Origin of the sequence: Microbacterium sp. SORGH_AS_0969, assembly GCF_030818255.1 — a bacterium.
Taxonomy (GTDB): Bacteria; Actinomycetota; Actinomycetes; order Actinomycetales; family Microbacteriaceae; genus Microbacterium.
Genome location: NZ_JAUTAG010000001.1, coordinates 3,422,378 through 3,447,657 on the forward strand (window position 1 = coordinate 3,422,378; position 25,280 = coordinate 3,447,657).

Genomic DNA, 25,280 nt, shown 5'->3' on the forward strand with positions numbered 1-25,280 from the left:
CGTTCGTTTTCCGTTCCGCCGCATAGAAAGCCGACTCCGTGGCGTCCTCTCCTCCCGTCCGCCATGCCTGGCGCGTTCTGACCGGTCTCCTCGCCATCACGGCGGTGCTGTTCGGCCTCAACGCCCTGGGCGTGTACGCCTTCAAGGCGAGCTCCTGGACCCCTGACCTCGCCCTCGACCTGCAGGGCGGAACGCAGATCATCCTGCAGGCGCAGACCACGGATGGCGCCGCCCCGGACTCCGAGCAGCTTCAGCAGGCGGTGTCGATCATCCGCCAGCGCGTCGATGCCTCGGGTGTCGGGGAGACCGACATCGCCACCGAGGGAAGCGACAAGATCGTCGTGCAGATCCCCGGCGAGGCGGACGAGGCGACGCGTCAGCGGATCCAGAGCTCCGCGCAGCTGCAACTGCGCCCCGTGCTGTTCACCGGCTCGCCCGCCACGACGTTCGTCGGCGACGACGGCAACACGACGCCGTATCCGACACCGGACCCGAACCTGCCCGCGACGCCGACCGCGTCCCCGACGGACGGCAGCGACCCGGCGTACATCACCCCGGCGCTGCAGGCGCAGTTCCTCGCGTACGACTGCGCGAACCCGCCGAGCAACCCCGCCGAGGCCCCCGCGGATCAGCCGATGATCACGTGCGGCCTGCAGGACGGCACGAAGTACATCCTCGGTCCCGTCGAGATCGACGGAGACGACATCGCGGATGCCACGAACGGTCAGGAGCAGAACACCGGCCGCTGGGCCGTGAACCTCGTCTTCAACGACCAGGGCACCGAGAAGTTCGGCAAGATCAGCCAGCGCCTGTACGGCAAGCAGCCCCCGTTCAACCAGTTCGCGTTCGTCCTCGACGGATCCGTGCTGTCGGCCCCGTCGATGAACGGCATCATCCTCGACGGCCGCCCCAGCATCACGGGCAGCTTCACGCAGGAGTCCTCGAAGGCACTGGCCGATCAGCTGAAGTACGGTGCGCTGCCGCTGAGCTTCAACGTCGTGAGCTCCGACACCGTCTCGGCGACGCTCGGATCCCAACAGCTGCAGGTCGGCTTCATCGCGGGTCTGATCGGTCTCGCGCTCGTCGCTCTCTATTCGCTGATCGTGTACCGCGCACTGGGCACGGTGATCATCGCGTCGCTCGGCGTGATGGCCGTGCTCACCTATGTGATGCTCTGCATCCTGGCATGGCGCATGGGCTTCCGCCTGTCGCTCGCCGGTGTGGCGGGCCTCATCATCACGATCGGCTTCACCGCGGACTCGTTCATCGTCTACTTCGAGCGAATACGAGACGAGCTGCGCGACGGCAAGTCGATCACGGCCGCGGTCGAGGACGGGTGGTCCCGCGCCAAGCGCACGATCTACATCTCGAAGTCGATCAACATCCTCGCCGCCGTCGTGCTCTACATCCTCGCGGATGCCACGGTGAAGGGCTTCGCCTTCACCCTCGGGCTCACGACCGCGATCGACATCGTGATCTTCATCCTCTTCACCCACCCGGTGATGCAGTTGCTCGCCCGCACACGGTTCTTCGGCTCGGGTCACCCGCTGTCCGGCATGGATCCCGAAGCCCTCGGTGCCGTGTATCGCGGTCGCGCGCAGTTCCGGGCACCCATCGCCGACAGCGGCCGCACCAAGCGCTCGCGCGTCGAGGCGCAGCGCCGCCAGACGATCGCGGAACGCAAGCAGGCCGAGCTCGCCGCCGCCCGCGGCGATAGCCGCTCCACGAAGGAGGGAGACGACTGATGCGCTCCATGACGCAGCTCGGTAACGACCTCTACTCGGGGAAGACCTCCTTCCCCTTCGTCCAGCGTCGCCGGATCTGGTTCCTCATCGCCGCGCTCCTCGTGATCGGTGCGGCGCTCGTGCCCCTGGTGCGGCCCATCCAGTTCTCGATCGAGTTCACCGGTGGCTCGCAGTTCACGGTGTCGAATCCGTCGACGTTCGACCAGTCGCTCGCGACGCAGGCCGTGACCTCGGTCGTCCCGGGAGCGACGACCCGCGTCACCGTGATCAGCGACTCAGCCGTCCGCGTGCAGACCGATCAGATGAGCAACGACGAGACGCAGGCCGTGTCGGCCGCTCTCGCCAACGCGTACAAGGTGCCGACCTCGGAGGTCACCAACTCCTTCATCGGAGCGACCTGGGGTGCGGACGTCACGAGACAGTCGTTGTGGGGTCTCGCGATCTTCCTCGCCCTGACGTTCCTCATCCTGGCGCTGTACTTCCGCACGTGGAAGATGTCGGTCGCGGCCATCATCGGCCTCGTCGACGTGCTCGTCATCACGATCGGGATCTACGCGCTCTTCGGATTCGAGATCTCGCCGGCGGCCGTCATCGGATTCCTCACGATCCTGTCGTACGCCCTGTACGACACGACGGTCGTGTTCGACAAGGTCAGGGAGAACACGAGGGAAGACGGCGAGATCTCCGGGCGCACCTTCGCGGAGTCCGTCAACCTCGCCGCCAACCAGACCCTCATCCGATCGATCAACACCACGGTCGTCGCCGTCCTGCCGATCGGCGCGATCCTCTTCATCGGTGTGCCGCTGGGTGCCCGCACGTTGAGCGACATCTCCCTGTCGATCTTCGTGGGAACCCTCGTCGCCGCGTACTCGACGCTTTTCGTCGCCGTTCCGCTCTACGCCCTCCTGCGCGAGCGCGAGCCGGTGATCGCCCAGCGCGACGCTCGCGTGCGGTCCGCGCGCGAGAAGGCGGGTGTCCCCGCCTGACGGCGGGGGCCCGCTCCGCCGGGCGTAGGATTGATCGACTGACGTCACGACGGGGAGGGCACCGATGACCGAGACCACGGCCTCCGCTCCGCCGCCGTCCTCGCTTCGACGGCTCGTGCCGCGCATCTTCTCGCGCGCCGCGCGTCGCGACGACGTCGACAAGCTCCTGCGCACGGTCCGCACGCACCACCCCAAGGGCGATCTCGGAATTATCGAACGCGCTTATGCGGTCGCCGACAAGGCGCACGACGGGCAGAAGCGCCAGAGCGGCGAGCCCTACATCACGCACCCTCTGGCCGTGGCGCAGATCCTCGCCGAACTCGGCCTCGGACCGAAGGCGATCGCGGCCGCGCTGCTCCACGACACCGTGGAAGACACCGGATATCCGCTCGACGAGCTGGCAGCCGACTTCGGCGACGAGGTCGCCATGCTCGTCGACGGCGTCACCAAGCTCGACAAGGTCAAGTACGGCGACAGCGCCCAGGCCGAGACCGTCCGCAAGATGATCGTCGCGATGTCGAAAGACATCCGCGTGCTCCTCATCAAGCTGGCCGACCGCCTCCACAACGCGCGTACATGGGGCTTCGTCCCGCCGCACAAGGCCGCGAAGAAGGCCACCGAGACCCTCGAGATCTACGCGCCGCTCGCGCACCGTCTCGGCATCCAGGCCATCAAGAGCGAACTCGAAGACCTCTCGTTCGCCGTGATGCACCCGAAGCTCTACGCCGAGATCGAGAGCCTGGTGAAGCAGCGCACGCCGCAGCGCGAGCAGTACGTGCAGAACGTGATCGACGCGGTCGACGCCGATCTCCGCGAGCTCCGCGTGCGCGGTCGCGTCATGGGCCGACCGAAGCAGCTGTACTCCGTCTATCAGAAGATGGTCGTGCGGGGTCGCGAGTTCGACGACATCTACGACCTCATCGGCATCCGGATCCTCGTCGGCACGGTGCGCGACTGCTACGCGGTGCTGGGCGCGATCCACGCACGGTGGACCCCGCTTCCGGGGCGGTTCAAGGACTACATCGCGACACCGAAGTTCAACCTCTATCAGTCGCTGCACACGACGGTGATCGGCCCCGGCGGACGCACGGTCGAGATCCAGATCCGCACGCACGAGATGCACCAGCAGGCCGAGTTCGGCGTCGCTGCGCACTGGAAGTACAAAGAGCGCATGGCGGGTGGAAAGGCGGATGCCAAGGCCGTCGACGCCGACATGGCGTGGATCGCGCACATCTCCGACTGGCAGGCGGAAACCGCCGACCCGGGGGAGTTCCTCGACTCGCTGCGCTTCGAGATCGGCGCAAAAGAGGTCTACGTCTTCACTCCGAAGGGCCGGGTCATCGGGCTGCCCGCGGGGGCCACGCCGGTCGACTTCGCGTACGCGGTGCACACGGAGATCGGGCACCGCACGATGGGTGCGAAGGTCAACGGTCGTCTGGTGCCGCTCGAGACGGCCCTCCAGAGCGGCGATGTCGTCGAGGTCTTCACGTCGAAGAACCCCGACGCGGGTCCGAGTCAGGACTGGCTCGGGTTCGTCAAGAGCACCCGCGCGCGCAACAAGATCCGCGGGTGGTTCACGAAGGAGCGTCGTGAAGAGGCGATCGAGCAGGGGAAGGACTCCATCGCCCGCGCGATGCGCCGGCAGAACCTGCCATTGCAGCGTCTGATGAGCCAGGACTCGTTCACCGAGGTCGCGCGACAGTTCCACTACGAGGACGTCTCAGCGCTCTACGCGGCGGTCGGAGAAGGCCACGTCTCGACGCAGTCGGTGATCGAGAAGGTCACCGCACTGGTCAGCGAGGAAGACACCTCGACCGGACCGATCGACCTGCCACAGGTCGGTCGCCGTCGCGCTCCGCGCAACAGCGATTCGGGCGTTCTCGTCCGCGGTGCCCCCGACATCCTCGTCAAGCTCGCGAAGTGCTGCACGCCGGTGCCCGGTGACGACATCGTCGGCTTCGTCACGCGCGGGAGCGGCGTCTCCGTGCACCGCGGCGATTGCACGAACGTGAAGTCGCTGAAGGAAGATCCCGACCGGCTCATCGATGTCGAGTGGGCGCCGACCACGAAGAGTCTGTTCCTCGTCCAGATCCAGGTCGAAGCCCTCGATCGCTCCGGACTGCTCAGCGATGTCACCCGCGTCCTCAGCGAGCACCACGTCAACATCCTGTCGGCGACCGTGTCGACCTCGAACGATCGTCTCGCGCTGAGCAAGTTCGTCTTCGAGATGGGCGACACCGTCCACCTCGATCGGGTACTGAACGCCGTGCGACGCATCGACGCCGTCTACGACGTCTACCGCGTCACCTCGTCGTGACGCTCACCGCTTCCTGGCGTTCCCCGCGTCCGTCGGGCGCGGCGTCACCAGGCAGCGCGTCGAGGAGCGTCGCACCATCGAGGACGTCGAGAGCGCGACGACCGTAGGGGACCCGGGGCCGGGCGAGGATCCACTGTCTCGCCTGCTCCGCGAGAACGGGGTCGGAGCAGGCCCACCGCGCCGCCGCGTCGTGGTGTCCCAGGCGCGCGAGATCGGCGAGCGTGCGGGTCGGCGTCGACACGGCCACCCCCGCGATGTGGATGACGTCCGCCGGGTCGAGCAGGACGTCGTGGTAGACCACTCGGCCGCTACCCGCCATGCGCGCGCGTCGACCGCTCGAGCGCTGCAGGTGGTGCGGGGACGGCTCGACGAGCGCGCCACCGTGCACCCACGCCGCACTCAAGCGCACCGCCGCGAGCCGCTCGCCGGCAAGCGGGCCCAGGCTGCGCGCTCGCATCCACGTCGTCTCGGCCGCGTCCGCCGGCATGTACCCCTCGCCGATGGCGACCAGGACGCCGTCGAGGCACGCCGCCGTGAGTTCGGCGAGCGAGAGGCGCTCGCCCGGGAAGAACAGAAAAGGCGACACCATCACGTCAGTCTGACGCGAGGGTGTCGCCCGTTCCCACCGAAGCGGGAATCTGTGGAGAAGTGATCAGCCGCCGAGGGCGCGCAGCCAGCCACGGCGCGCTTCGAGCGCCTCGGACGCCTGTGCGGCCGCGCGCTTGTCGCCCCGTGCCTCCGCCTCGGCCAGCTCGGACTCGAGCTTCGCGATGGCATCCATGATCTGACGCGTCATGTCGTTCGCACGCGCCTTCTGCTCGGGATCGTTGCGCTTCCAGTCCGCGTCCTCGCGCGTACGCACGCTCTGCTCGATCTTGCGCAGCTCGTCGTCGAGACCGCGCTCGACGTCGCGGGGGAACACGCGGCCGATCTCGTCCCACTGTCGCTGGATGGCGGTGAGGCGCTGACGGGCCGTCGCGAGGTTCTTCTCGTCGACGATGGGCGCCGCCTGCTCGAGAAGTGCGCGCTTCTGCTCGATCTTCTCGCGAGAGGCTTCGATGTCGGCGGCCTCGCGTTCCCCGCGGGCGCTGTAGAGCGCGTCGCCCGCGGCCTTGAAGCGTGCCCAGAGCGCGTCGTCGACCTTGCGACCAGCGCGCCCGGACGCCTTCCACTGGTCGAGAAGGTCGCGGTACGCCCCGATGCCGTCCTCGCCGCGCGGGGCGAGGGCCTCGGCGCGCTCCACGAGACGCGTCTTGGCGTCGCGGGCGGCCTTGTGGGTCTCATCGAGTGCCGAGAAGAACTCGCGACGGTGACGGTCGAATGTCGCGCGAGCGTCACGGAACCGGCGCCAGAGCTGCTGTGCGGTGGACTTCGGCAGGCGGGGACCGTTCTGCTGGTGCGCCTGCCACCGGTCGAAGAGCGCCGACATCTCGGCGGTGCTCTGCTTCCACTGCACGGTCTGCGGGTCGCGGGCGGCGAGAGCCTCGGCCTCCTCGACGATGACGGTGCGCTCGCGCACCGCCTCCGCGACGGCCTCCTTGGCCGCAGCGGCCTCGCTCTCGCTCGCCTCCGCGAGCTCGGCGGTCAGGGCGTCGATGCGCGAGATGAGAGCCGCGAGGTCGCCGACGGCGGCAGCGCCGTCGAGCTTCGCACGGACGCTCAACGCGGTGGTGCGCAGGTCGGACGCCGAGGCGCCGCCGCGGCGGTGACGGACCTCGAGCAGGGTCACCTCGCTCGCGAGGTCGGCGAACTTGCGCTCGAAGTAGGCGAGTGCCTCGGCCGGGGTGCCATCGGGGTACTGGCCCACGACGCGCCAACCGTCGGCCTCGCGCACCGAGACCGTGCCCTCGTCGTCGACGCGGCCCCACGGCTCGCTCGGCGCCGCAACACGAGCTCCCGGACGCGGGCCGGGGCGCGGTGACGGCGCGGGAGTCGGTGACGGGGCCACCGGAGCAGCGACAGGAGCCTCAGCGGCATCCGCTTCGGTCGTCTCGGCGACGTCGTCGGGGCCGTCCGCGGGCACCGCGATCTCGGGGGCGGAAGCAGCGGTCTCTTCGGCGGGATCAGTGGCCGCCGCGGACTCGTCGGGCGAGACGGGTGTCTCGTCTGCGGGTACCAGTTCGTCGGCTGCGTCGCTCGAGTCGTGCGAGCCGGCGGTGTCGGGGGAGGAAGCGGAAGTCACGGAAATAGCACCTCATCGCGGCGAAGCCGCCTGGGGGAGAAGGACGATCCCGAGCCTAGTACGCCCGACCGGGACATGAAGGGGTCAGGGTGTCGGCGACCCCGTCGGCTCGAGGTCGGGGAGAGGGGCATCGGACGGGGTCGGCACGGACGGGGTGTCGGTCGCGCTGGGCGCCGGGGTCGGTGCTCCCGGGCCCGCGACGAAGTACACGGTTTGGACGCCGACGGCGCCCGCGATCACGAGGAGTCCGACGACGATCCCGACGACGTTGTCCCGTCGGCGACGATGGCCCTGTCGCCGATGCAGTTCCTGCCGCGCCTGGTACACGCGAGCCCGCTCGCGCTGCTCGCGGCTCTGCCGGTCTTTCCCGCCCGTCGCCACATCGACCTCCTCCGGCCGCCGCGCGACCGCCCCCGATCCTACGCAGGGCCGGCGGAGGCCGACAAAAGAGCGACGCCGGTGTCGGCGGCCCCGGCTAGCCTGGATCGGTGCCCGCTTCCTCCGCCCTCTTCCAGGGCCAGACCCCGCTCGCGGTCCGCATGCGGCCGACGAGTCTCGATGAGGTCGCGGGCCAGGGCCACCTCCTCCGTCCGGGGTCGCCCCTCGTCACCCTCGCCACCACCGACTCCTCGGCATCCGGGTCCGCCGTCTCGGTGATCCTCTGGGGACCGCCCGGAACGGGGAAGACCACCCTCGCTCAGGCCATCGCGCGGTCCTCGGGACGACGCTTCGTCGAGCTGTCGGCGATCACCGCCGGCGTGAAAGACGTCCGCGAGGTCATGCAAGAGGCCCTGACCCAACGCGACTTGTACGGACAGTCGACGATCCTCTTCCTCGACGAGATCCACCGCTTCACGAAGGCCCAGCAGGACGCGCTCCTGCCCGGGGTCGAGAACGGTTGGGTCGTCTTGATCGCGGCCACCACCGAGAACCCCTCGTTCTCGGTGATCTCGCCCCTGCTGTCGCGGTCGCTCCTCCTGACCCTCCGGCCCCTCGGCGACGATGACCTCGGGGCGCTCGTCGATCGCGCGGTGACGGATCCGCGTGGGCTCGCCGGTCGCGTCGTGCTCGACGACGAGGCGCGCGCAGCGCTCGTGAGACTCGCTTCAGGAGACGCGCGGCGCGCCCTCACGGCTCTCGAGGCGGCAGCCTCCGTGGCGGGCGACGATACCGGGCTCGCGGCGACGACGACCGACGACGAAGACGAAGACGAAGACGCCGATCCGGATGCCGACGAGCTCGACGAGGCGATCACGGAGCCCCCGGTGATCACGGCCGACCACATCGCGCAGGCCGTCGACCGGGCCCTGTTGCGCTACGACCGCCAGGGCGACGAGCACTACGACGTCATCAGCGCCTTCATCAAGTCGGTACGCGGATCGGACCCGGACGCGGCGATCCACTACCTCGCGCGGATGATCGAGGCCGGGGAGGACCCCCGATTCATCGCTCGACGGCTCGTGATCTCGGCCGCCGAAGACATCGGCATGGCCGACCCGCAGGCGCTGCAGATCGCCGTGGCCGCCGCCGACGCCGTCGCGTTCATCGGTATGCCCGAGGGCCGGATCCCGCTCGCCGAGGCGACCGTGTACCTCGCGACCACGGCGAAGTCGAACGCCGCGTACAACGCGATCAACGCCGCGATCGCCGACGTGCGCGCAGGCGGGTTCGGACGAGTACCGATGCACCTGCGCGACGCGCATTACCCCGGGGCGAAGCGACTCGGTCACGGCAAGGGATACAAGTACGCGCACGACAGCGAGATCGGCATCGTGAGTCAGCAGTACCTCCCCGACGAGCTGCGTGGCCGGCGCTACTACGAGCCCACCAACCACGGGGCCGAGCGTGACGTGTCGGCGCGGCTCGAGAAGATCCGCCGCATTCTCGACGGCGGGTGAATTCCGGGGCGTTCGGGCGGGTTCGGGTCCCTGCCCGTGCCACAGTGTGTGCCCGTGATCGTGCTCCTCACCGCTGCCGCCGTCCTGGCCCTCAACCTGTATGCGGTCGTGCTCGTGCTCCTTCGCGCGGCCGTCTATCGCGTACGCCTGTACCGTCCGATGCTGCTGAACGTGGGCTTGTCGTTCGTGCCGGTTCCGCTGTCGCTGGTCGCGGGCGTCGGCTTCCTGCTGTTCGTGGAGTACCGCAGCCATGCGCTCGACAACGCCTCCCTGCTCGAGGGTGTGCTGGCGGTCATGGCGCTCGCTGTGCCCACGGGCGCGTGGCTGCTGATGTTCCCCAACTCGGTCTACCTCATTACCGAACTGAACTTCAGCCATCGTGTCGAGAACACCCCGGTGCCGCTCTGGTACGACATCGTGCAGACACTTGCGCTGACGTTGGCGGGGATTGCGAACGCGATCCTCAGCCTGGTCCCCCTCCAGATGTTCGTCATCATCGGCCAGCAGCGCGGGGACCAGATCACCGTCGAGAGCTGGGTCTTCGCGGGCATCGTCATCCTGCTCGGAGCGGTAGGGATGTACCTCGGCCGGTACCTGCGCTTCAACAGCTGGGATGTGCGGCATCCGAAAGCCGTGGCGCACAAGCTCCGGTCACACCTGCGGGAGCGGGGCAAAATGCTCGAAGCGGTCGGATTCGTCGCCACGCACGCCGTGCTGGTGACGATGCTGTACGTCCCGCTCTTCCTCCTCGCCTGGTCCTCTGTCGTCGCGGCCGGCCTCTGATATCATTGACCGGTTCGAGACCGGGTTCTCGGGCATCCCCTCTCTTCTTCACCGACCTTCCGGCGTGCCCCGGCGTGCAGTCCGGATAGGGCGAAGAGAGGCGATACGTCCGTGAGCCGCGAAAGGCGCGGCCACGTCATCGGAAGGAGAACTTCGTGACCACGAAGTCTCAGGACCGCCGCAAGGTGCGTCTGTCGCGCGCCCTCGGCGTCGCACTCACCCCCAAGGCCGCCCGCTACCTCGAGAAGCGTCCCTACGCTCCGGGTGAGCACGGTCGCACCAAGCGCAAGGCTGACAGCGACTACGCCGTCCGTCTGCGTGAGAAGCAGCGTCTGCGCGAGCAGTACGGCATCCGCGAGAAGCAGCTGCGCATCGCGTTCAACGAGGCACGCCGCACCGACGGCCTGACCGGTGAGAACCTGGTCGAGCTGCTCGAGATGCGTCTGGACGCCCTCGTCGTGCGTTCGGGCTTCGCCCGCACCACCGCGCAGGCTCGCCAGCTCGTCGTGCACCGCCACATCCTGGTCGACGGCCAGCTCGTGGACCGCCCGTCGTTCCGCGTGAAGCCGGGTCAGCAGATCCACGTCAAGCCGAAGAGCGAGGGCCTCGAGCCCTTCCAGGTCGCCGCCGCCGGTGGGCACGCCGAGGTGCTGCCCCCCGTTCCCGGTTACCTCGAGGTCGACCTGTCGACGCTCCAGGCGAAGCTCCTGCGTCGCCCCAAGCGCGCCGAGGTGCCCGTCACGTGTGACGTGCAGCTCGTCGTCGAGTACTACGCCGCCCGCTGATCCCAGCGAGCACACGAAGGGCGTCGGGTTCTCCCGGCGCCCTTCGTCGTTACAGCTCACGCTCCCGCCGCCTTTGGTGGTTTCCTCGTCGTGCGTGCGCAGCATTCGTTTGCCCGAGATGGCCGGTCTTGGATGGCGCCGGCGACCGTCTGCGGCAAACGAACGGCGAAAGCGTCTGTTCGTTTGCCCGAGATTGTCGGTGCGAGGTCGAGCCGCCGACCATCTGCGGCAAACGAACGCGAGAGGAACATCCGCAACAGATCTCTCTGAAGCGGCGCACGACGACCGTCGCCTACGATGAAGGATGCCGCGACCGCGGCGCTGTATCGAGGAAGAAGTGGTGATCGTGAGAAGCCTCGTCTGGTTCGCCTTCGGCATCGTCGGCGGTTTCGTCGCCGCTCACCTGGTGAACAAGGACCCCCGGGGTCAGGAGCTGTTCGCGCAGCTCGATTCCCGCATCAGCGAGTTCACCGATCGCATGAGCGACGCCTACCACGAGCAGGAGATCCGCCTGTCGGAGATCGTCGACGACGTCAAGGGCGTCGCCGCCTCCGCGAGCACGTCCCTCGGTACCGCCGCCGACGCGGCGCGCTCGGCTTCCTCGTCCGACTGACCTTCCGGCATCCCGCCCCCGGCGCCGGGGGAGGGTCCGCACGCCCATCGAAAGATTCGCCATGAAAACCGCCGAGATCGCCCAGCGCTTCCTCGACTTCTTCGAGAAGAAGAACCACACGATCGTCCCCTCGGCCTCGCTCGTCACCGACGATCCGGCCCTGCTGTTCACCGTGGCGGGCATGGTGCCCTTCATCCCGTACCTCAGCGGTGTCGTGCCGCCGCCGTACCCGCGCGCGGCCGACGTGCAGAAGTGCATTCGCACCAACGACATCGAAGAGGTCGGCAAGACGCCCCGCCACGGCACCTTCTTCCAGATGCTCGGCAACTGGTCGTTCGGCGACTACTTCAAGGAAGACGCGATCCGCTACGCGTGGGAGCTGCTGACCGCCCCCGAGTCCGAGGGCGGCCTCGCCTTCGACCCGAAAGACCTCTGGGTCACCGTCTACGAAGAGGACGACGAGGCTCACGACCTCTGGTTGAAGCTCAGCACGCTACCCGAGGATCGCATCCAGCGCCTCGGCAAAGACACGAACTACTGGTCGACCGGGCTCCCGGGTCCGGCGGGCCCGTGCTCCGAGATCTTCTTCGACCGCGGCCCGGCGTACGGCATCGACGGGGGACCGGCGACCGACGACGACCGCTACGTCGAGATCTGGAACCTCGTGTTCATGCAGTACGAGATCACGAACGTGCGGTCGAAGTACGACTTCGACATCGTCGGCGAGCTGCCGGCGAAGAACATCGACACCGGCATGGGCCTGGAGCGCATCGCGTTCATCAAGCAGGGCGTCGACAACATGTACGAGACCGACCAGGTACGCCCGGTCCTCGATCTCGCCGCAAAGCTCGCGGGCAAGTCGTACGGTGCCGAGTCGCACGAGGACGACGTGCGCCTCCGCATCGTCGCCGACCACGTCCGTTCCTCGCTCATGCTGCTGGCCGACGGCGTGACGCCCTCGAACGAGGGACGCGGGTACATCCTGCGGCGCATCATGCGTCGCGCCATCCGTTCGATGCGCCTGCTCGGCGTCGAGGGCCCGACCTTCCCGGAGCTGTTCGCCGCGTCACGCGACGCGATGAAGGAGTCGTACCCGGAGGTCGAGGCCGACTACGCGCGCCTGTCGGCCTACGCGATCGCCGAGGAGCAGACGTTCCTCCGCACGCTCGCGGCGGGATCCGCCATCCTCGACCAGTCGGTGGCCGAGGCGAAGAACGGCGGCGGCACGACGCTGTCGGGTTCCGAGGCGTTCCTGCTGCACGACACGTACGGCTTCCCCATCGACCTCACGCTCGAGATCGCCGAAGAGGCGGGCCTGAGCGTCGACCGCGGAGCCTTCGACCAGCTCATGCAGGAGCAGCGCACCCGCGCGAAGGCCGACGCCCGTGCTCGCAAGGGCGCGATCGCCGATCAGAGCGCGTACCGCGAGTTCCGCGCGCTGGGCGAGACGGTGTTCACCGGATACACCGAGCTGCAGACGGAGTCGACCGTGCTCGGCATCCTGGTCGACGGTCAGGGCACGGATCGCGCCTCCGCCGGACGGATCGCCGAGGTCATCACGGCCGAGACCGCGCTGTACGCCGAGTCGGGCGGCCAGGTCGCCGACAAGGGCACGATCGTGGGGCCGGGGTACGAGCTCGAGGTGCTCGACGTGCAGCGCCCCGTGCCCGGTCTCATCAGCCACACCGTCGAGGTCACCACCGGCGAGGTGTCGGTGGGCGCGCCCGCCACCACCGTGGTCGACGCGTTGAACCGCCACTCGGCGCAGCAGGCGCACTCCGCGACGCACCTCGTGCACGCGGCGATCCGCGACACCCTCGGCAAGACGGCGACGCAGACCGGATCGCTCAACCGCGCCGGCTACATGCGCTTCGACTTCAGCTGGGGCTCGGCGCTCTCGCCCGAGACCCGCACCGAGATCGAGGACATCGCCAACAACGCCGTGCGCGACAACCTCGAGGTCACCACGCGCGTGATGTCGCTCGACGAGGCGAAGGCCGCGGGCGCCATGGCGCTGTTCGGCGAGAAGTACGGCGACACCGTGCGCATGGTCGACATCGGCGGCCCCTGGTCGCGCGAGCTCTGCGGCGGCACGCACGTCGCCCGCAGTTCCCAGATCGGCCTGGTCAACCTCGTCGGCGAGCAGTCGGTCGGTGCCTCGAACCGTCGCGTGGAGGCGCTCGTGGGTCTCGATGCCTTCCGCGACCTCGCGGCGGAGCGCGCGATCGTGTCGCAGCTGTCGACGTCGCTCAAGACACCGCGCGAGCAGCTCACGACCCGCATCGCAGAGCTGGCGGCAAGCCTCAAAGCGGCCGAGAAGAAGATCGCCGCGTTCGAGGCACAGGCCCTGACCGGTCGTCTGCCCCAGCTGGTCGAGGCGGCCGTCGCCGTCGGCACCGTGCGCGTCGTCGCGCAGAGCCTGGGGGAGGGCGCGTCGGCCGACGACGTGCGCTCGCTCGCCCTGCAGGTGCGAGACCGTCTCGGCAGCGACCCCGCGGTCGTCGCGCTCGCGAGCGTCGCGGGCGGGCGCGCCACGGTCGTCGTCGTGACGAACGAAGCCGCCCGCGAACGGGGCCTGGCCGCCGGTTCTCTGGCGAAGGCCGCCGCGGGAGTGCTCGGCGGAGGCGGGGGCGGTCGCCCCGACGTCGCGCAGGGCGGCGGAACGGATGCCACGGCTCTGCCGCAGGCGCTCGAGGGCATCGTCGCGGACGTGCGGGCGACCACCGCGTGACGGCGTTTCGGCGCGGCATCCGTCTCGGGATCGATGTCGGGCGCGCCCGTGTCGGTGTCGCCCGCTCCGACCCGGACGGAGTACTCGCCGTCCCTGTCGAGACGGTTCCGCGCAAGGGCGAGCCCGTCCGCCGCATCGCCGCCCTCGCCGCGGAGTACGAGGCGTTCGAGGTGCTCGTCGGCCTGCCGCTGAATCTCCGCGGCGAGGACACGCCCTCGACGACCGACGCCCGCAGGTTTGCGCAGGCTCTCGCCACCGCATTGCCGATGCCCGTCCGGCTGGTCGATGAGCGTCTGAGCACCGTGTCGGCACACGGTGTGCTGAGAGAGGCAGGACGTTCCCAGCGGGATTCTCGTAGCATTGTGGACCAAGTCGCCGCTGTGGTGCTGCTGCAGCAGGCGCTCGACGTGGAGCGACAGTCCGGTGACCCGGCCGGACCCGCCGTCACACCGGGACAGGAGCCCGCCTGACATGCCCGAAAACGACCCCAACGCCAACGACCCCCTCGCCGACCTGTACGGACGGCTGCCCGACCCGCGCGCGGCCGCTCCGGACGGCGCGCGGCGACGGTCGCCGTCGACGGACGAGTCGCCCGCCGCGCCCGAGCCGGAGACGCCCGTGTCGCGCCGCGCCGCGCGAGCTGCTCGCGCGCAGACAGGACCCACCGCGGCACAGACCGGTGTGCCCGCTCCGGCGCAGAGCACGGAATCCGTCGCCTCGACGCCCGCCGCCTCCCGGCCGCGAACGACGGCGCCGACGAACAACGCGGCGCCGACTCCGTCGGCCGGCGCCGCCACGCGCCCCGCCGCGGCACAGCCCGGCCCCGCTCGAACCCCCGCCGAGACGGCTCGTCGAGCGGCCGCCGCGGAGCAGCCCACGCAGCAGATCCCGACCACGCCCGCTGAGCGCGAGCCCGCTCTCGTCGGCGCAGCTGCTGCCGGCGTGTCGGCCGGACGGACGGCGAGCGACGGCACCGTACCGAGCGGCTCGCTCGAGGACCTCTTCACCGGCCGCGCCCACACCGACCAGATCGGCGCCGCCGCTCCCCGGAAGCCCAAGAAGCGTCGCCGCACCGGCGGGTGGATCGCCCTCGGGATCGTCCTCGTGGTCATCGGCGGCCTCGTGGGCGGCGGCTTCGCGCTGTGGAACACCTACGGCGACCGGGTTCAGGCGTTCCTCGGCACCGGCGAGCCCCTCGACTACGAGGCGGGCATCGCCAACGGCGAGGCCCGCGTGACGATCGTGGCGGGGGACACCGGCGAGTCCGTCTCCCCGAAGATGTTCGACGCCGGCGTGACCAAGGCCTCCAACTCGCTCTACAAGTACATGGTCGACAATTCGGTCGGCTTCACCTTCCAGCCGGGTGTCTACAAGCTGCAGAAGCAGATGACGTCCGAGGCCGTCATCGCCGCACTCCGCGACCCGACGAACCGCCTCGACAACTCCGTGCAGCTGCGCGAGGGCCTCACGCTCACCCAGTCGCTCGACGTGATCTCGGAGCAGACGGGCATCGCGCGCGCCGACCTCGACGCGGCCGTCGCCGATCCGTCGCAGTACGGCGTCTCCGCCTCGTCGCTCGAAGGATGGATCTTCCCCGCCACCTACGACTTCGACGAGGGCGTCGCCGCGAAGGACGTGATCGCGCGCATGGTCCAGCGCACGGTGCAGTCGCTCGATCAGGCGGGAGTGCCCGAGAGCGACCGCGAGCGGATTCTCATCATCGCGTCGATCATCGAGCGCGAAGCGCGCAACCCCGACGACTTCTACAAGGTCTCGCGCGTGATCGAGAATCGCCTCCAGCCCGACAACGACGAGACGCACGGCCTTCTGCAGATGGACTCGACCGCCCAGTACGGCGTCGGTGAGATCGGCGCGGGAAGCTCGTCGTCGTCCGAGAACGCGCTCACCAGCGACAACCCGTGGAACACCTACATCCACCCGGGTCTGCCGGTGGGTCCGATCGCCAACGCGGGTGACCTGGCGATCGACGCGGCCATGCACCCCGTCGACGGACCGTGGTACTACTTCACGACCGTCAACCTCTCGACGGGAGAGACGGTCTTCTCGACGACGTACGCCGATCAGCTCAAGGCCGTCGACCAGTTCCAGCAGTGGTGCCGCGACAACCCCGACGGCGGATGCTGAGCACCGACCGGCTCGCCGTCTGGGGGGACCCGATCGATCACTCACGGTCGCCGTCGCTGCACGCGGCGGCGTACCGCGAGCTGGGGCTGTCGTGGACGTACGGGCGGCAGCGAGTGACCGAAGCGGAGTTTGCCGTCCGACTGGGCGAGTTGGATGACACCTGGCGCGGGCTCTCGCTCACGATGCCACTGAAGAACGTCGCCTTCCGCGCCGCTGTCGAGCTCGACGACGCCGCGCGGCGTACGGGCGCCGTGAACACGTTCCTCCTCACGTCCGACGGACCGCGCGGGTTCAACACCGACGTCGGAGGCCTGGCGCGCGCCCTGCGCGAGGCGGGCGTGGCTGAACCGGGCGTGGCGCGCATTCTCGGAGCAGGCGCCACGGCGACTTCCGCGGTGATGTCTCTCGCTGAGCTCGGCACGCGGCGCGTCGAGGTCGTGGCCCGTCGCCCCGAAGCCGTCATCCCCCTGAGGGACCTGGGGGAGTCCGTCGGTGTCGAGATCTCACGCGCGTCGTTCGACGACCCCGGCGTGCCCCTGCCCGTCGATGTGACCGTCGCGGCTCTCCCGGGGAAGGTCGACGTGGGTCCCGGCATCCGTCCCTTCGCCGAGAACGGCGGGCTGCTCGTCGACGTCGTCTACGGCAACTGGCCGACCGCCCTCGCCGAGCAGTGGCGCGCCGCGGGGAACGAGGCGATCAACGGGCTTCCGATGCTGCTGCACCAGGCGCTGCTGCAGGTGCGCATCTTCGTCGGCGGCGATCCGGCCGTTCCCCTCGAGCGCGAGGACGCCGTGCTGGCCGCGATGCGCATCGCGCTCGTGGGAGACTAGACGAATGCTTCGCGTTCTCACGGCCGGCGAGTCCCACGGCCCCGAACTGATCGCCCTCATGGAGGGGATGCCGGCGGGCGTTCCCATCTCGTCCGCGCAGATCCGCGCAGAACTCGCGCGTCGCCGGCTCGGCTACGGCCGCGGCTCGCGCATGAAGTTCGAGGAAGACGAGCTGACGCTGTCCACGGGCATCGTGCAGGGCTACACGATCGGCAGCCCCATCGCCCTGCGCATCGGCAACACCGAGTGGCCGAAGTGGACCGAGGTCATGAGCCCCGAGCCCGTCGAGCTGTCGGACAAGTCGCGCGGTCGCGGTGCGGCGCTCACGCGTCCGCGTCCCGGTCACGCCGATCTCGTCGGCATGCAGAAGTACGGGTTCGACGAGGCGCGCCCGATCCTCGAGCGCGCCTCTGCCCGCGAGACGGCGGCGCGGGTCGCCCTCGGCGCCGTCGCCCGGGCATTCCTCAGCGAGCTCGGCATCCGCCTCGTCAGCCACACTCTGTCGATCGGCCCGGTGCGTGTCCCCGACGACGCCGCGATCCCCGCGCCCGACGACGTCGACCGTCTCGACGCCGACCCGTTGCGCTGCTTCCACCCCGCCACGAGCGAGGCCATGGTCGCCGAGGTCGACGACGCCAAGAAGGCCGGAGACACCCTCGGCGGCGTCGTCGAGGTGCTCGCCTACGGCCTGCCCCCGGGGCTCGGCTCGCACGTGCAGTGGGACCGTCGACTGGATGCCAAGCTCGCCCAGGCACTCATGAGCATCCAGGCGATCAAGGGTGTCGAGGTCGGCGACGGCTTCCTCACCACGACGCGTCGCGGGTCGCAGGCGCACGACGAGCTCTTCGCCACGGACGACGGCATCACGCGCTCCTCCGACCGGGCCGGCGGGACCGAAGGCGGCATGTCGACCGGCACCGTTCTGCGTGTGCGTGCCGGCATGAAGCCGATCGCCACGATCCCGAAGGCGCTGCGCACCGTCGACGTCGCGACCGGCGACACCGCGGCGGCGCACCACCAGCGCTCCGACGTTTGCGCGGTTCCCGCCGCGGGTGTCGTGGCCGAGGCGATGGTGGCCGTGACGCTCGCCGACGCCGTGCTCGAGAAGTTCGGGGGCGACAACATCGCCGAGACGCGTCGCAACCTCGAGTCGTACCTCGCGAACCTCCCCGAGACGCTGCGCACGAGCGACGCGTCCGACGCCGCGCTGCTCGCGCATGACCCCGCCTGAGCCGGTGGACCAGGCGACGACGATCCCGGATGCCGGGACCTCGGCCGTCGTCCTGATCGGGCCGATGGGCGCGGGGAAGACCAGCGTCGGGCGCCGTGTCGCGCGCGCCCTCGGCACGCCGTTCACCGACACCGACAAGCTCGTCGTCCGCGACCACGGCCCGATCCCGGCGTTGTTCCGTGCCCACGGCGAGCCGCACTTCCGCGCCCTCGAGCGTGAAGCCGTCGCCGAGGCGCTGACCCGCGGCGGTGTGGTCGCGCTGGGCGGGGGTGCGGTCCTCGACGCCGTGACACGCGAGCGGTTGCGAGAGCACCGGGTCGTGCTGCTGACCGTGGCGCCGCACGTCGTGGCATCCCGGATCCACGGAGACGATCGCCCCCTTCTCGGGGGCGAGGATCCCGTCGCGCGCTGGCTGCGGATCTTCGAGGAACGGCGACCGGTCTACGAGCAGACGGCCGACATCGCATTCGACACCTCGTCGGGCCCGCTCGCGCGGGTCGTCGACGACATCGTGGCCTGGGCACGCCGTGTGCCGGCCGGAGAGACGGCATGACCGACACCACCACCATCAGCGTCGCCGGCGACTCCGGCTACGACATCACGATCGGCCGCGGCCTTCTGGCCTCGCTCGGAGAGGTGCTGCCGGCGGCCGCGCAGAAGGTGCTCGTGGTGCACCCGCCGACGCTCGCTAAGCAGGCGGAAGAGGTGCGCGCGCAGCTCATGGGCGATCGCCAGGTGCTGCTCGCCGAGATTCCGGATGCCGAGGCCGGCAAACGCGTGGAAGTCGCGGCGTTCTGCTGGCAGGTGATGGGCCAGGCCGACTTTACGCGGACCGACGCTGTCATCGGCTTCGGTGGGGGAGCGGTCACCGACCTCGCCGGTTTCGTCGCGGCGACCTGGCTGCGCGGCGTCGCCCTCGTGCAGGTTCCGACCACCGTGCTCGGCATGGTCGACGCTGCCGTCGGCGGCAAGACGGGCATCAACACCGCGGAGGGGAAGAACCTCGTCGGGGCGTTCTGGCCGCCGGTCGCCGTGGTGTGCGATCTCGACCTGCTCGACACGCTGTCGAAGAACGAGGCGACGGCCGGGTTCGCCGAAGTCGTCAAGGCGGGTTTCATCTGGCATCCGGAGATCCTCGATCTCATCGAGGCCGACCCGTCGGGGATCGTCGATCCGCGCGGCGACGCGTTCCGCCGCTGCATCGAACTGGCGATCGACATGAAGGCGCGGGTCGTCGGTGAGGACCTGCGCGAGGCGGGGCTGCGCGAGGTGCTCAACTACGGGCACACGCTGGGCCACGCGATCGAGCACGCCGAGCGCTACCGCTGGCGTCACGGCGCCGCGATCTCGGTCGGCATGGTGTTCGCCGCGGAGCTGTCGCGACTGGCCGGACGCCTGTCCGACGACGTCGCGCAGCGTCACCGCACGGTGCTCGAGTCGCTCGGCCTGCCGACGACGTATCGCGCCGGGGCGTTCCAGACGTTGAAGGCGACCATGCAGCGCGACAAGAAGAGCCGCGGCAGCATGTTGCGCTTCATCGTGCTCGACGACCTCGCGCGCCCGACGGTGCTGCAGGCGCCGGATGAGTCGCTGCTGTTCGCCGCGTACCAGGAGGTCGGCGCGTAGGTTCGGCATCCGCCGGCGCGCTCGACATCGGGTTCGTGGATTCCGGATGCCATGGCATCCGACGCTCTTCCCTCACTTGCGCGCGGCTCGTGCCGGGCACGGGGATGCGTCGCAGATCCGGAGATGCGCCTCGGATCCGGACGATTCGCACGGGATGCTCCGGATCCGCGACGCGTCTCCGGTTCTGCGACGGGAACGGCCCCGCCTCCGGAAGGAGACGGGGCCGTTCCACGCTGAGGATCAGACCCCCGCGGGGACGCGCTCCTCGGCGCGGAGGCCGAGCTGTGCGGTCGGCACGTTCTTCGTCTCGCGTGCCGTGAGGGCGCTGATCGACGCGATGATCGCGATGACCGCGGTGAAGAGGCTGATGACGACCCAGCCGCCCGCTCCTCCGCCGCCGAGCGCCGCGACGATGCTGGGCGCGAACCCGGCCATGAGGAAGCCGAGCTGCGTGCCGATCGCCATCCCCGAGAAACGGACGCGCGTGCTGAACATCTCGCCGTAGAAGGAGGGCCACACGGCGTTGGCGGCGGCGTACCCGCACGAGAACGTGAGGACCGCGAGGCCGAAGGTGAGAAGGTCGTTCCCGGCCCCCATCGACAGCATGTAGAACGGCATGAACGCCGCGGACGACAGGGCGCCGTAGATGAAGACGGGCTTGCGACCGATGCGGTCGGCGAGCTTGCCGAACAGCGGCTGCGTGAAGAGAGCGACGACGTTGGCGACGACGACGAGCCACAGCGTGACGCTCGCGGCGAGCCCGACCTCTTTGCCGTAGGCGATCGCGAGGGTGCCGAAGACCGTGGACACCGCGGCGATGAACGCGCAGAAGATCACGCGGAGCACGTCGCGCCAGTGGTTCTTCAGCAGAGGAACCAGCGGCATCCGCGCGATCTGTCCGGTCTCCTTGGCCTGTTCGAACTCGGGCGTCTCGTGCAGGCTCCGTCGGATGAAGAAGGCCACGATCACGACGACGGCGCTCAGCCAGAACGGCACGCGCCATCCCCATGAGAACTTGATGTCGTCGGGGAGCGCGACGACGGGGATGAAGACGAGGGCGGCGAGGATCTGACCGCCCTGCGTTCCCGTGAGGGTCCACGAGGTGAAGAAGGAACGGCGTCCGTCGGGGGCGTGCTCGAGAGTGAGCGACGACGCTCCCGCCTGCTCGCCCGCCGCCGACAGCCCCTGGGCCAGACGGCACAGCACGAGCAGGATGGGTGCGAACCAGCCGATCTGCGCGAAGCCGGGCAGGCAGCCGATCACGAACGTCGACAGGCCCATGAGGAGCAGCGTGAACATCAGCACCTTCTGGCGGCCGATGCGATCCCCGAAGTGACCGAGGATGACGGCGCCGACCGGGCGCGCGATGTAGGCGAACCCGAAGGTCGCGAACGACATCACCAGTGCCGCTTGGTCGCCCGACGGGAAGAAGACCGTGGGGAAGATGAGCGCGGCGGCCGAGCCGAACAGGAAGAAGTCGTAATACTCCACGGCACTTCCCATGAAGCTGGCGGTGGCCGCCTTCACGGGAGTCTTCCGCGTCGTTGCGGTGGTGGTCATGGGGTGTGCTCCTTAGCGAGGAATGGCGGGGCTGGCGGGCGAGTCGGCGGCCACCAGGTCGAGGAAATGGGCGGTCATGCGATCGGGGTCGGGTCGCGTCCCCGTGATGAGGGCGAACGCATCGACGGCCTGGTGGACCGCCATACGTCCGCCGCTGAGCGTGCGGCAGCCGCGCTCGCGCGCGGCGACGAGGAGTTCGGTGTCGAGCGGGCGGTACACGATGTCGGCGACCCAGAGGTCGGGGCGCAGCAGCGCGGCGTCGAGGGGGAGCCCCGGGTGCTCGGCCATTCCTACCGGGGTGCAGTGCACGAGGCCGTCGGCACCGTCGAGCACCTCGCCGAGGCGACCCGGCGTCGCGGTGTCGACGGCGGAGAGCGGATGCCGCGAGCCGAGGTCGTCGGCGAGCGCGGTCGCGCGTGCGGAGTCGAGGTCGACGATCGTCAGTCGAGCGGTCCCGAGGCGCAGCAGCGCGTCGGCGACGGCGGACCCTGCGCCACCCGCGCCGAGCTGGACGACGTGCCGGGTTGCGGCATCCGGGAGCCCGTCGGTGAAGGCTGCGGCGAAGCCGGTCGTGTCGGTGTTGTAGCCGACCCGCCCGGTGGGTGTGAACAGCACCGTGTTGACTGCGCCGAGGGCGGCGGCGACGGGGTCGATCCGGTCGAGGTGGGCGAGGACGCTCTGCTTGCACGGGTGCGTCACATTGACGGCGTCGTAGCCGAGGCGCTCGGCCCACGCGAGCACGTCGCCGATGCGCTCGGGGTCGATGCCCAGGGCGGTGAGGTCGAGCGGGCGGTAGACGTAGGTCAGCCCCAGCGCGCGAGCTTCGGCCATGTGCATCGACGGGGTGAGCGAGGGGAGGACTCCCGTGCCGATGAGGCCGACGAGATACGGGTGCGCGTCGATCACGGTACTCCTTCGTGTCCGTGTGGCGGTTATGTACTAACCGGTACGTTCAGAGGAAACCACGCTCACGCCGCGGTGTCAACGACGAGATCCCAGATGCCGTAGATCCGGGGCGCCCCGCGAGCACCCCGGTGGCTTCGACAGGCTCAGCCACCTGTGTCGCGAGGCCCCTGAGCTCGCCGAAGGGTCCGGGCCCCGCGAGCACCCCGGTGGCTTCGACAGGCTCAGCCACCTGTGTCGCGAGGCCCCTGAGCTCGCCGAAGGGTCCGGGCCCCGCGAGCATCCCGGTGGCTTCGACAGGCTCAGCCACCTGTGTCGAGAGGCCCCTGAGCTCGTCGAAGGGTCCGGGCCCCGCGAGCATCCCGGTGGCTTCGACAGGCTCAGCCACCTGTGTCGAGAGGCCCCTGAGCTCGTTGAAGGGTCCGGGGGCCGGCGTGCCCCTCCGCGCGATCAGCGCGCGGGTGCGGTCAGCCAGCCGACCACCACGTCGCCGAGAGCGGCGCGGAGGTGCACCCGACGCTCGGGCGAGGCGAGGTCGACATCGAAGAGGTGCCCGAACGTGTACTGGTTGGCGACCTGGAACACGCAGTACGAGCTGATGACGAGGTGCACGTCGATCGCGTCGACGTCGGAACGGAAGACTCCGGTGGCACGCCCGCGCTCGAGAATCTCGTCGAGAAGGCCCTTCGCCGGCTGGGAAAGCGTGCGCAGGCCCTCGATCTGACGGATGAACTCGCCGCGGTGGATGTTCTCGATCGCGACGAGTCGGATGAACGCCTCGTGACCGACGTGGTGGTCGAAGGTGAGCTCGGCCAGAGCGCGGATGGCGTCCACGGGATCGGCGTGATCGACGTCGATCGCGCGCTCCGCCTCGCGGATGCCGCGGTAGGCCTCTTCGAGGACCGCGCGATACAGCCCTTCCTTGCCGCCGAAGTAGTAGTAGATCATCCGCTTCGTCGTGCGCGTGCGCGCGGCGATGTCGTCGACCCGAGCGCCGGAGAACCCCTCTTCGGCGAAGACCTCGGTCGCGACGGCGAGCAGCTCGGATCGGGTGCGCTCGGCGTCTCTGCGTGCCTCGGCCATTCGGTCAGACTAGTGGACCCCGTTTGTACCAGATGGTACATTCGGCCGCCATGAGGACCTCGATCGCGACCGTCTGCATCAGCGGGACGCTCGCCGACAAACTCCACGCCTGCGCCGACGCCGGCTTTGACGGCGTGGAGATCTTCGAGCCCGACCTCCTCGCAGCTCCCGAAAGCCCCGAGGAAATCGCGGCCCTGGCCGGACGTCTGGGGCTGAGCCTCGATCTCTACCAGCCGATGCGCGACGTCGAGGGCGTCGACGAAGAGACGTTCGCCGCGGTGCTGCGGCGGGCGGACGCGAAGTTCCGTCTCATGCAACGGCTCGGCATGGACCTCGTCCTCTGCTGCAGCAATGTCGCCACCGCCACGGTCGACGACGACGCCGTCTCCGCCGACCAGCTGCGACGCCTCGGCGACCTGGCGGCGGGGTATGGCATCCGGATCGCTTTCGAAGCCCTCGCCTGGGGTCGTTTCGTCGACGACTACCGCCGCGCCTGGCGCATCGTCGAGCGCGCCGACCATCCCGCGGTGGGCGTGTGTCTGGACTCGTTCCACATCCTCTCGCGCGGGCACGACCTCGCGGAGATCGCGGACATCCCGGGCGAGAAGATCTTCTTCGTGCAGCTCGCCGATGCTCCGCGTCTCAGCATGGACGTGCTCTCGTGGAGCCGGCACCACCGGCTGTTCCCCGGCGAGGGGGAGTTCGACCTCGCCGACTTCACCGCCCGCATCGTTCAGGCCGGATACACCGGACCCTGGTCGCTCGAGGTGTTCAACGACACCTTCCGGCAGACCGACGCCCGCCGGACCGCCCGGCACGCGCGGCGTTCGCTGCGCTGGCTCGAAGACGCGGTGTCGCGGACCCTGCCGGACGCACCGTCCGATCTGGGGATGCTCCCGGATTCGGCGGCCCCCTCCGGCGTCGACTTCATCGAGGTCAAGGCCGAAGACACCTCGGCGATCGAAGAGCTGCTCGCGCAGCTCGGCTTCACCTCGCGCGGACGCCACCGCACGAAGCCGGTCACCCTCTGGACGGCGGGGGAGGCCCGCGTCATCCTCAACGAGCAGCACGCTCGCGGGTGGGAACAGCGTCTCGCCGCGATCGGGCTCGAGGTCGACGACGCCGAAGCGGTCGATCTGCGCATGAGCGAGCTCGGCGTGCCGCGCGCCTACCGCCGCACGTACGCGACCGAGGAGCGCCTCGACGGTGCGGTCGCGCCCGACGGAACCGAGGTCTACTGGGCGCAGGCCGCCGACGAGGGAGAGCCCGCCTGGGTCGCGGAGTTCGAGCACGGCGAACCACGACGCGACACCGCGATCGCGGGCGTCGACCATGTGAGCCTGAGCCAACCGTGGGATGCCATCGAGGAGGCGACGCTGTTCTACACCGCGGGCTTCGCCCTCCGGGTCGACAGCGCGACCGAGGTGCCGGGTCCCCGGGGCCTCGTCGCCAGTCGCGTCCTCGTCGCGCCGGGTGGGGGAGTGCGCCTTCCGCTCAACGTCGCCCCACCGATCCTCGCCGCCGAGCGGGCCGGCGCCGCGCTCCCTCAGCACGTCGCCTTCGTCTGCGACGACGTCCGCGCCGTCGCTCGCGCCGCGCGCACGCGGGGCTTCTCTCCCCTCGAGATGCCCGCCAACTACTACGACGACATCGCCGCACGTTTCGACCTGAGCACAGCCGACGTCGACGAGTTGCGCGAGCTCCACCTCGGCTACGACCGGGATGCCGCGGGCGAATACCTGCACTTCTACACGCGCACGATCGGCGAGGTGTTCTTCGAGTTCGTCGAGCGTGTCGACGCCTACGCGGGCTACGGAGCCGGTACCGCCCCCGTGCGCCTCACCGCGCAGGGACGGCGCTGA

Annotated in this window: 21 protein-coding genes; 15 read left to right on the forward strand and 6 right to left on the reverse strand. The window is 69.6% G+C overall.

What is annotated here, in order from left to right; all coding sequences use genetic code 11:
• Positions 1–38: 38 nt before the first annotated feature.
• The 3 genes from secD (at position 39) to QE388_RS16090 (ending at position 5,048) form a co-directional block, all read left to right on the forward strand.
• The gene (secD, locus tag QE388_RS16080) at positions 39–1,745 is read left to right on the forward strand and encodes a protein translocase subunit SecD (RefSeq protein ID WP_307386411.1); all 1,707 of its coding nucleotides are present in this window, start codon (positions 39–41) and stop codon (positions 1,743–1,745) included.
• The gene (gene secF, locus QE388_RS16085) at positions 1,745–2,731 is read left to right on the forward strand and encodes a protein translocase subunit SecF (RefSeq protein WP_275798405.1); all 987 of its coding nucleotides are present in this window, start codon (positions 1,745–1,747) and stop codon (positions 2,729–2,731) included. The genes secD and secF overlap by 1 nt, the downstream gene beginning before the upstream one ends.
• A 64-nt stretch (positions 2,732–2,795) precedes the next feature.
• On the forward strand, positions 2,796–5,048 hold the full coding sequence (locus tag QE388_RS16090; RefSeq protein WP_275798407.1) for a bifunctional (p)ppGpp synthetase/guanosine-3',5'-bis(diphosphate) 3'-pyrophosphohydrolase: 2,253 nt from the start codon (positions 2,796–2,798) through the stop codon (positions 5,046–5,048).
• On the opposite strand, the gene QE388_RS16095 is transcribed toward QE388_RS16090, so the two are convergent.
• The 3 genes from QE388_RS16095 to QE388_RS16105 all read right to left on the reverse strand — a co-directional run bounded on the left by QE388_RS16095 (position 5,035) and on the right by QE388_RS16105 (position 7,611).
• A complete protein-coding gene (locus QE388_RS16095) occupies positions 5,035–5,637 on the reverse strand; it encodes a hypothetical protein (RefSeq protein WP_307386413.1) in 603 nt (200 codons plus the stop codon). The genes QE388_RS16090 and QE388_RS16095 overlap by 14 nt on opposite strands.
• A 63-nt stretch (positions 5,638–5,700) precedes the next feature.
• Positions 5,701–7,230 carry a DUF349 domain-containing protein gene (locus QE388_RS16100; protein ID WP_307386414.1) on the reverse strand — a complete coding sequence of 510 codons (1,530 nt, stop codon included), beginning with the start codon at positions 7,228–7,230 and terminating at the stop codon, positions 5,701–5,703.
• 84 nt (positions 7,231–7,314) lie between these two features.
• Entirely contained in the window at positions 7,315–7,611 is a 297-nt protein-coding gene (locus QE388_RS16105) for a dioxygenase (protein WP_307386416.1), read from the reverse strand.
• Between the two features lie 158 nt (positions 7,612–7,769).
• Between QE388_RS16105 and QE388_RS16110 the strand changes: the two genes are divergently transcribed.
• From QE388_RS16110 to aroB, 11 genes are all read left to right on the forward strand, one after another.
• Positions 7,770–9,128, forward strand: coding sequence for a replication-associated recombination protein A (locus QE388_RS16110; RefSeq protein WP_373426650.1), 1,359 nt, complete (start codon positions 7,770–7,772; stop codon positions 9,126–9,128).
• A 54-nt stretch (positions 9,129–9,182) separates the two neighbouring features.
• Positions 9,183–9,911: a DUF1361 domain-containing protein gene (locus QE388_RS16115; protein ID WP_307386420.1), complete on the forward strand. Its 729-nt coding sequence runs from the start codon at positions 9,183–9,185 to the stop codon at positions 9,909–9,911.
• Positions 9,912–10,066: 155 nt separating this feature from the next.
• Positions 10,067–10,696 carry a 30S ribosomal protein S4 gene (rpsD, locus tag QE388_RS16120; protein WP_058595701.1) on the forward strand — a complete coding sequence of 210 codons (630 nt, stop codon included), beginning with the start codon at positions 10,067–10,069 and terminating at the stop codon, positions 10,694–10,696.
• Between the two features lie 346 nt (positions 10,697–11,042).
• A complete protein-coding gene (locus QE388_RS16125) occupies positions 11,043–11,309 on the forward strand; it encodes an ATPase (protein WP_307386422.1) in 267 nt (88 codons plus the stop codon).
• A 61-nt stretch (positions 11,310–11,370) separates the two neighbouring features.
• Positions 11,371–14,040, forward strand: coding sequence for an alanine--tRNA ligase (gene alaS, locus QE388_RS16130; RefSeq protein ID WP_307386424.1), 2,670 nt, complete (start codon positions 11,371–11,373; stop codon positions 14,038–14,040).
• Entirely contained in the window at positions 14,037–14,510 is a 474-nt protein-coding gene (ruvX, locus tag QE388_RS16135) for a Holliday junction resolvase RuvX (protein ID WP_275800506.1), read from the forward strand. The genes alaS and ruvX overlap by 4 nt, the downstream gene beginning before the upstream one ends.
• A gap of 1 nt (position 14,511) precedes the next feature.
• Positions 14,512–16,185, forward strand: coding sequence for an endolytic transglycosylase MltG (gene mltG / locus QE388_RS16140; protein WP_307386426.1), 1,674 nt, complete (start codon positions 14,512–14,514; stop codon positions 16,183–16,185).
• Positions 16,179–17,015: a shikimate dehydrogenase gene (locus QE388_RS16145; RefSeq protein WP_307386428.1), complete on the forward strand. Its 837-nt coding sequence runs from the start codon at positions 16,179–16,181 to the stop codon at positions 17,013–17,015. The genes mltG and QE388_RS16145 overlap by 7 nt, the downstream gene beginning before the upstream one ends.
• A 4-nt stretch (positions 17,016–17,019) precedes the next feature.
• Positions 17,020–18,246 (forward strand): chorismate synthase, encoded by a 1,227-nt coding sequence (aroC, locus tag QE388_RS16150; protein WP_307386430.1) that lies wholly within the window; start codon positions 17,020–17,022, stop codon positions 18,244–18,246.
• Positions 18,233–18,799 (forward strand): shikimate kinase, encoded by a 567-nt coding sequence (locus QE388_RS16155; RefSeq protein ID WP_307386432.1) that lies wholly within the window; start codon positions 18,233–18,235, stop codon positions 18,797–18,799. The genes aroC and QE388_RS16155 overlap by 14 nt, the downstream gene beginning before the upstream one ends.
• Positions 18,796–19,872 carry a 3-dehydroquinate synthase gene (gene aroB, locus QE388_RS16160; RefSeq protein ID WP_307386434.1) on the forward strand — a complete coding sequence of 359 codons (1,077 nt, stop codon included), beginning with the start codon at positions 18,796–18,798 and terminating at the stop codon, positions 19,870–19,872. The genes QE388_RS16155 and aroB overlap by 4 nt, the downstream gene beginning before the upstream one ends.
• A 240-nt stretch (positions 19,873–20,112) precedes the next feature.
• Here aroB and QE388_RS16165 read toward each other — a convergent pair whose 3' ends face one another.
• From QE388_RS16165 to QE388_RS16175, 3 genes are all read right to left on the reverse strand, one after another.
• A complete protein-coding gene (locus QE388_RS16165) occupies positions 20,113–21,432 on the reverse strand; it encodes an MFS transporter (RefSeq protein ID WP_307386435.1) in 1,320 nt (439 codons plus the stop codon).
• Positions 21,433–21,444: 12 nt separating this feature from the next.
• Entirely contained in the window at positions 21,445–22,338 is an 894-nt protein-coding gene (locus QE388_RS16170; RefSeq protein WP_307386437.1) for a shikimate dehydrogenase, read from the reverse strand.
• A gap of 447 nt (positions 22,339–22,785) precedes the next feature.
• On the reverse strand, positions 22,786–23,418 hold the full coding sequence (locus QE388_RS16175) for a TetR/AcrR family transcriptional regulator (protein ID WP_307386439.1): 633 nt from the start codon (positions 23,416–23,418) through the stop codon (positions 22,786–22,788).
• Positions 23,419–23,468: 50 nt separating this feature from the next.
• Here QE388_RS16175 and QE388_RS16180 point away from each other — a divergent pair, with 50 nt between their 5' ends.
• On the forward strand, positions 23,469–25,280 hold the full coding sequence (locus tag QE388_RS16180) for a sugar phosphate isomerase/epimerase and 4-hydroxyphenylpyruvate domain-containing protein (protein ID WP_307386440.1): 1,812 nt from the start codon (positions 23,469–23,471) through the stop codon (positions 25,278–25,280).

Bases quoted from the DNA above. Each gene is read 5' to 3' on its own strand.
- secF (WP_275798405.1), top strand. From the start codon at position 1,745: ATGCGCTCCATGACGCAGCTCGGTAACGACCTCTACTCGGGGAAGACC.
- QE388_RS16090 (WP_275798407.1), top strand. From the start codon at position 2,796: ATGACCGAGACCACGGCCTCCGCTCCGCCGCCGTCCTCGCTTCGACGG.
- QE388_RS16095 (WP_307386413.1), bottom strand. From the start codon at position 5,637: ATGGTGTCGCCTTTTCTGTTCTTCCCGGGCGAGCGCCTCTCGCTCGCC.
- QE388_RS16110 (WP_373426650.1), top strand. From the start codon at position 7,770: ATGCGGCCGACGAGTCTCGATGAGGTCGCGGGCCAGGGCCACCTCCTC.
- alaS (WP_307386424.1), top strand. From the start codon at position 11,371: ATGAAAACCGCCGAGATCGCCCAGCGCTTCCTCGACTTCTTCGAGAAG.
- mltG (WP_307386426.1), top strand. From the start codon at position 14,512: ATGCCCGAAAACGACCCCAACGCCAACGACCCCCTCGCCGACCTGTAC.
- QE388_RS16145 (WP_307386428.1), top strand. From the start codon at position 16,179: ATGCTGAGCACCGACCGGCTCGCCGTCTGGGGGGACCCGATCGATCAC.
- aroC (WP_307386430.1), top strand. From the start codon at position 17,020: ATGCTTCGCGTTCTCACGGCCGGCGAGTCCCACGGCCCCGAACTGATC.
- QE388_RS16155 (WP_307386432.1), top strand. From the start codon at position 18,233: ATGACCCCGCCTGAGCCGGTGGACCAGGCGACGACGATCCCGGATGCC.
- aroB (WP_307386434.1), top strand. From the start codon at position 18,796: ATGACCGACACCACCACCATCAGCGTCGCCGGCGACTCCGGCTACGAC.
- QE388_RS16165 (WP_307386435.1), bottom strand. From the start codon at position 21,432: ATGACCACCACCGCAACGACGCGGAAGACTCCCGTGAAGGCGGCCACC.
- QE388_RS16175 (WP_307386439.1), bottom strand. From the start codon at position 23,418: ATGGCCGAGGCACGCAGAGACGCCGAGCGCACCCGATCCGAGCTGCTC.
- QE388_RS16180 (WP_307386440.1), top strand. From the start codon at position 23,469: ATGAGGACCTCGATCGCGACCGTCTGCATCAGCGGGACGCTCGCCGAC.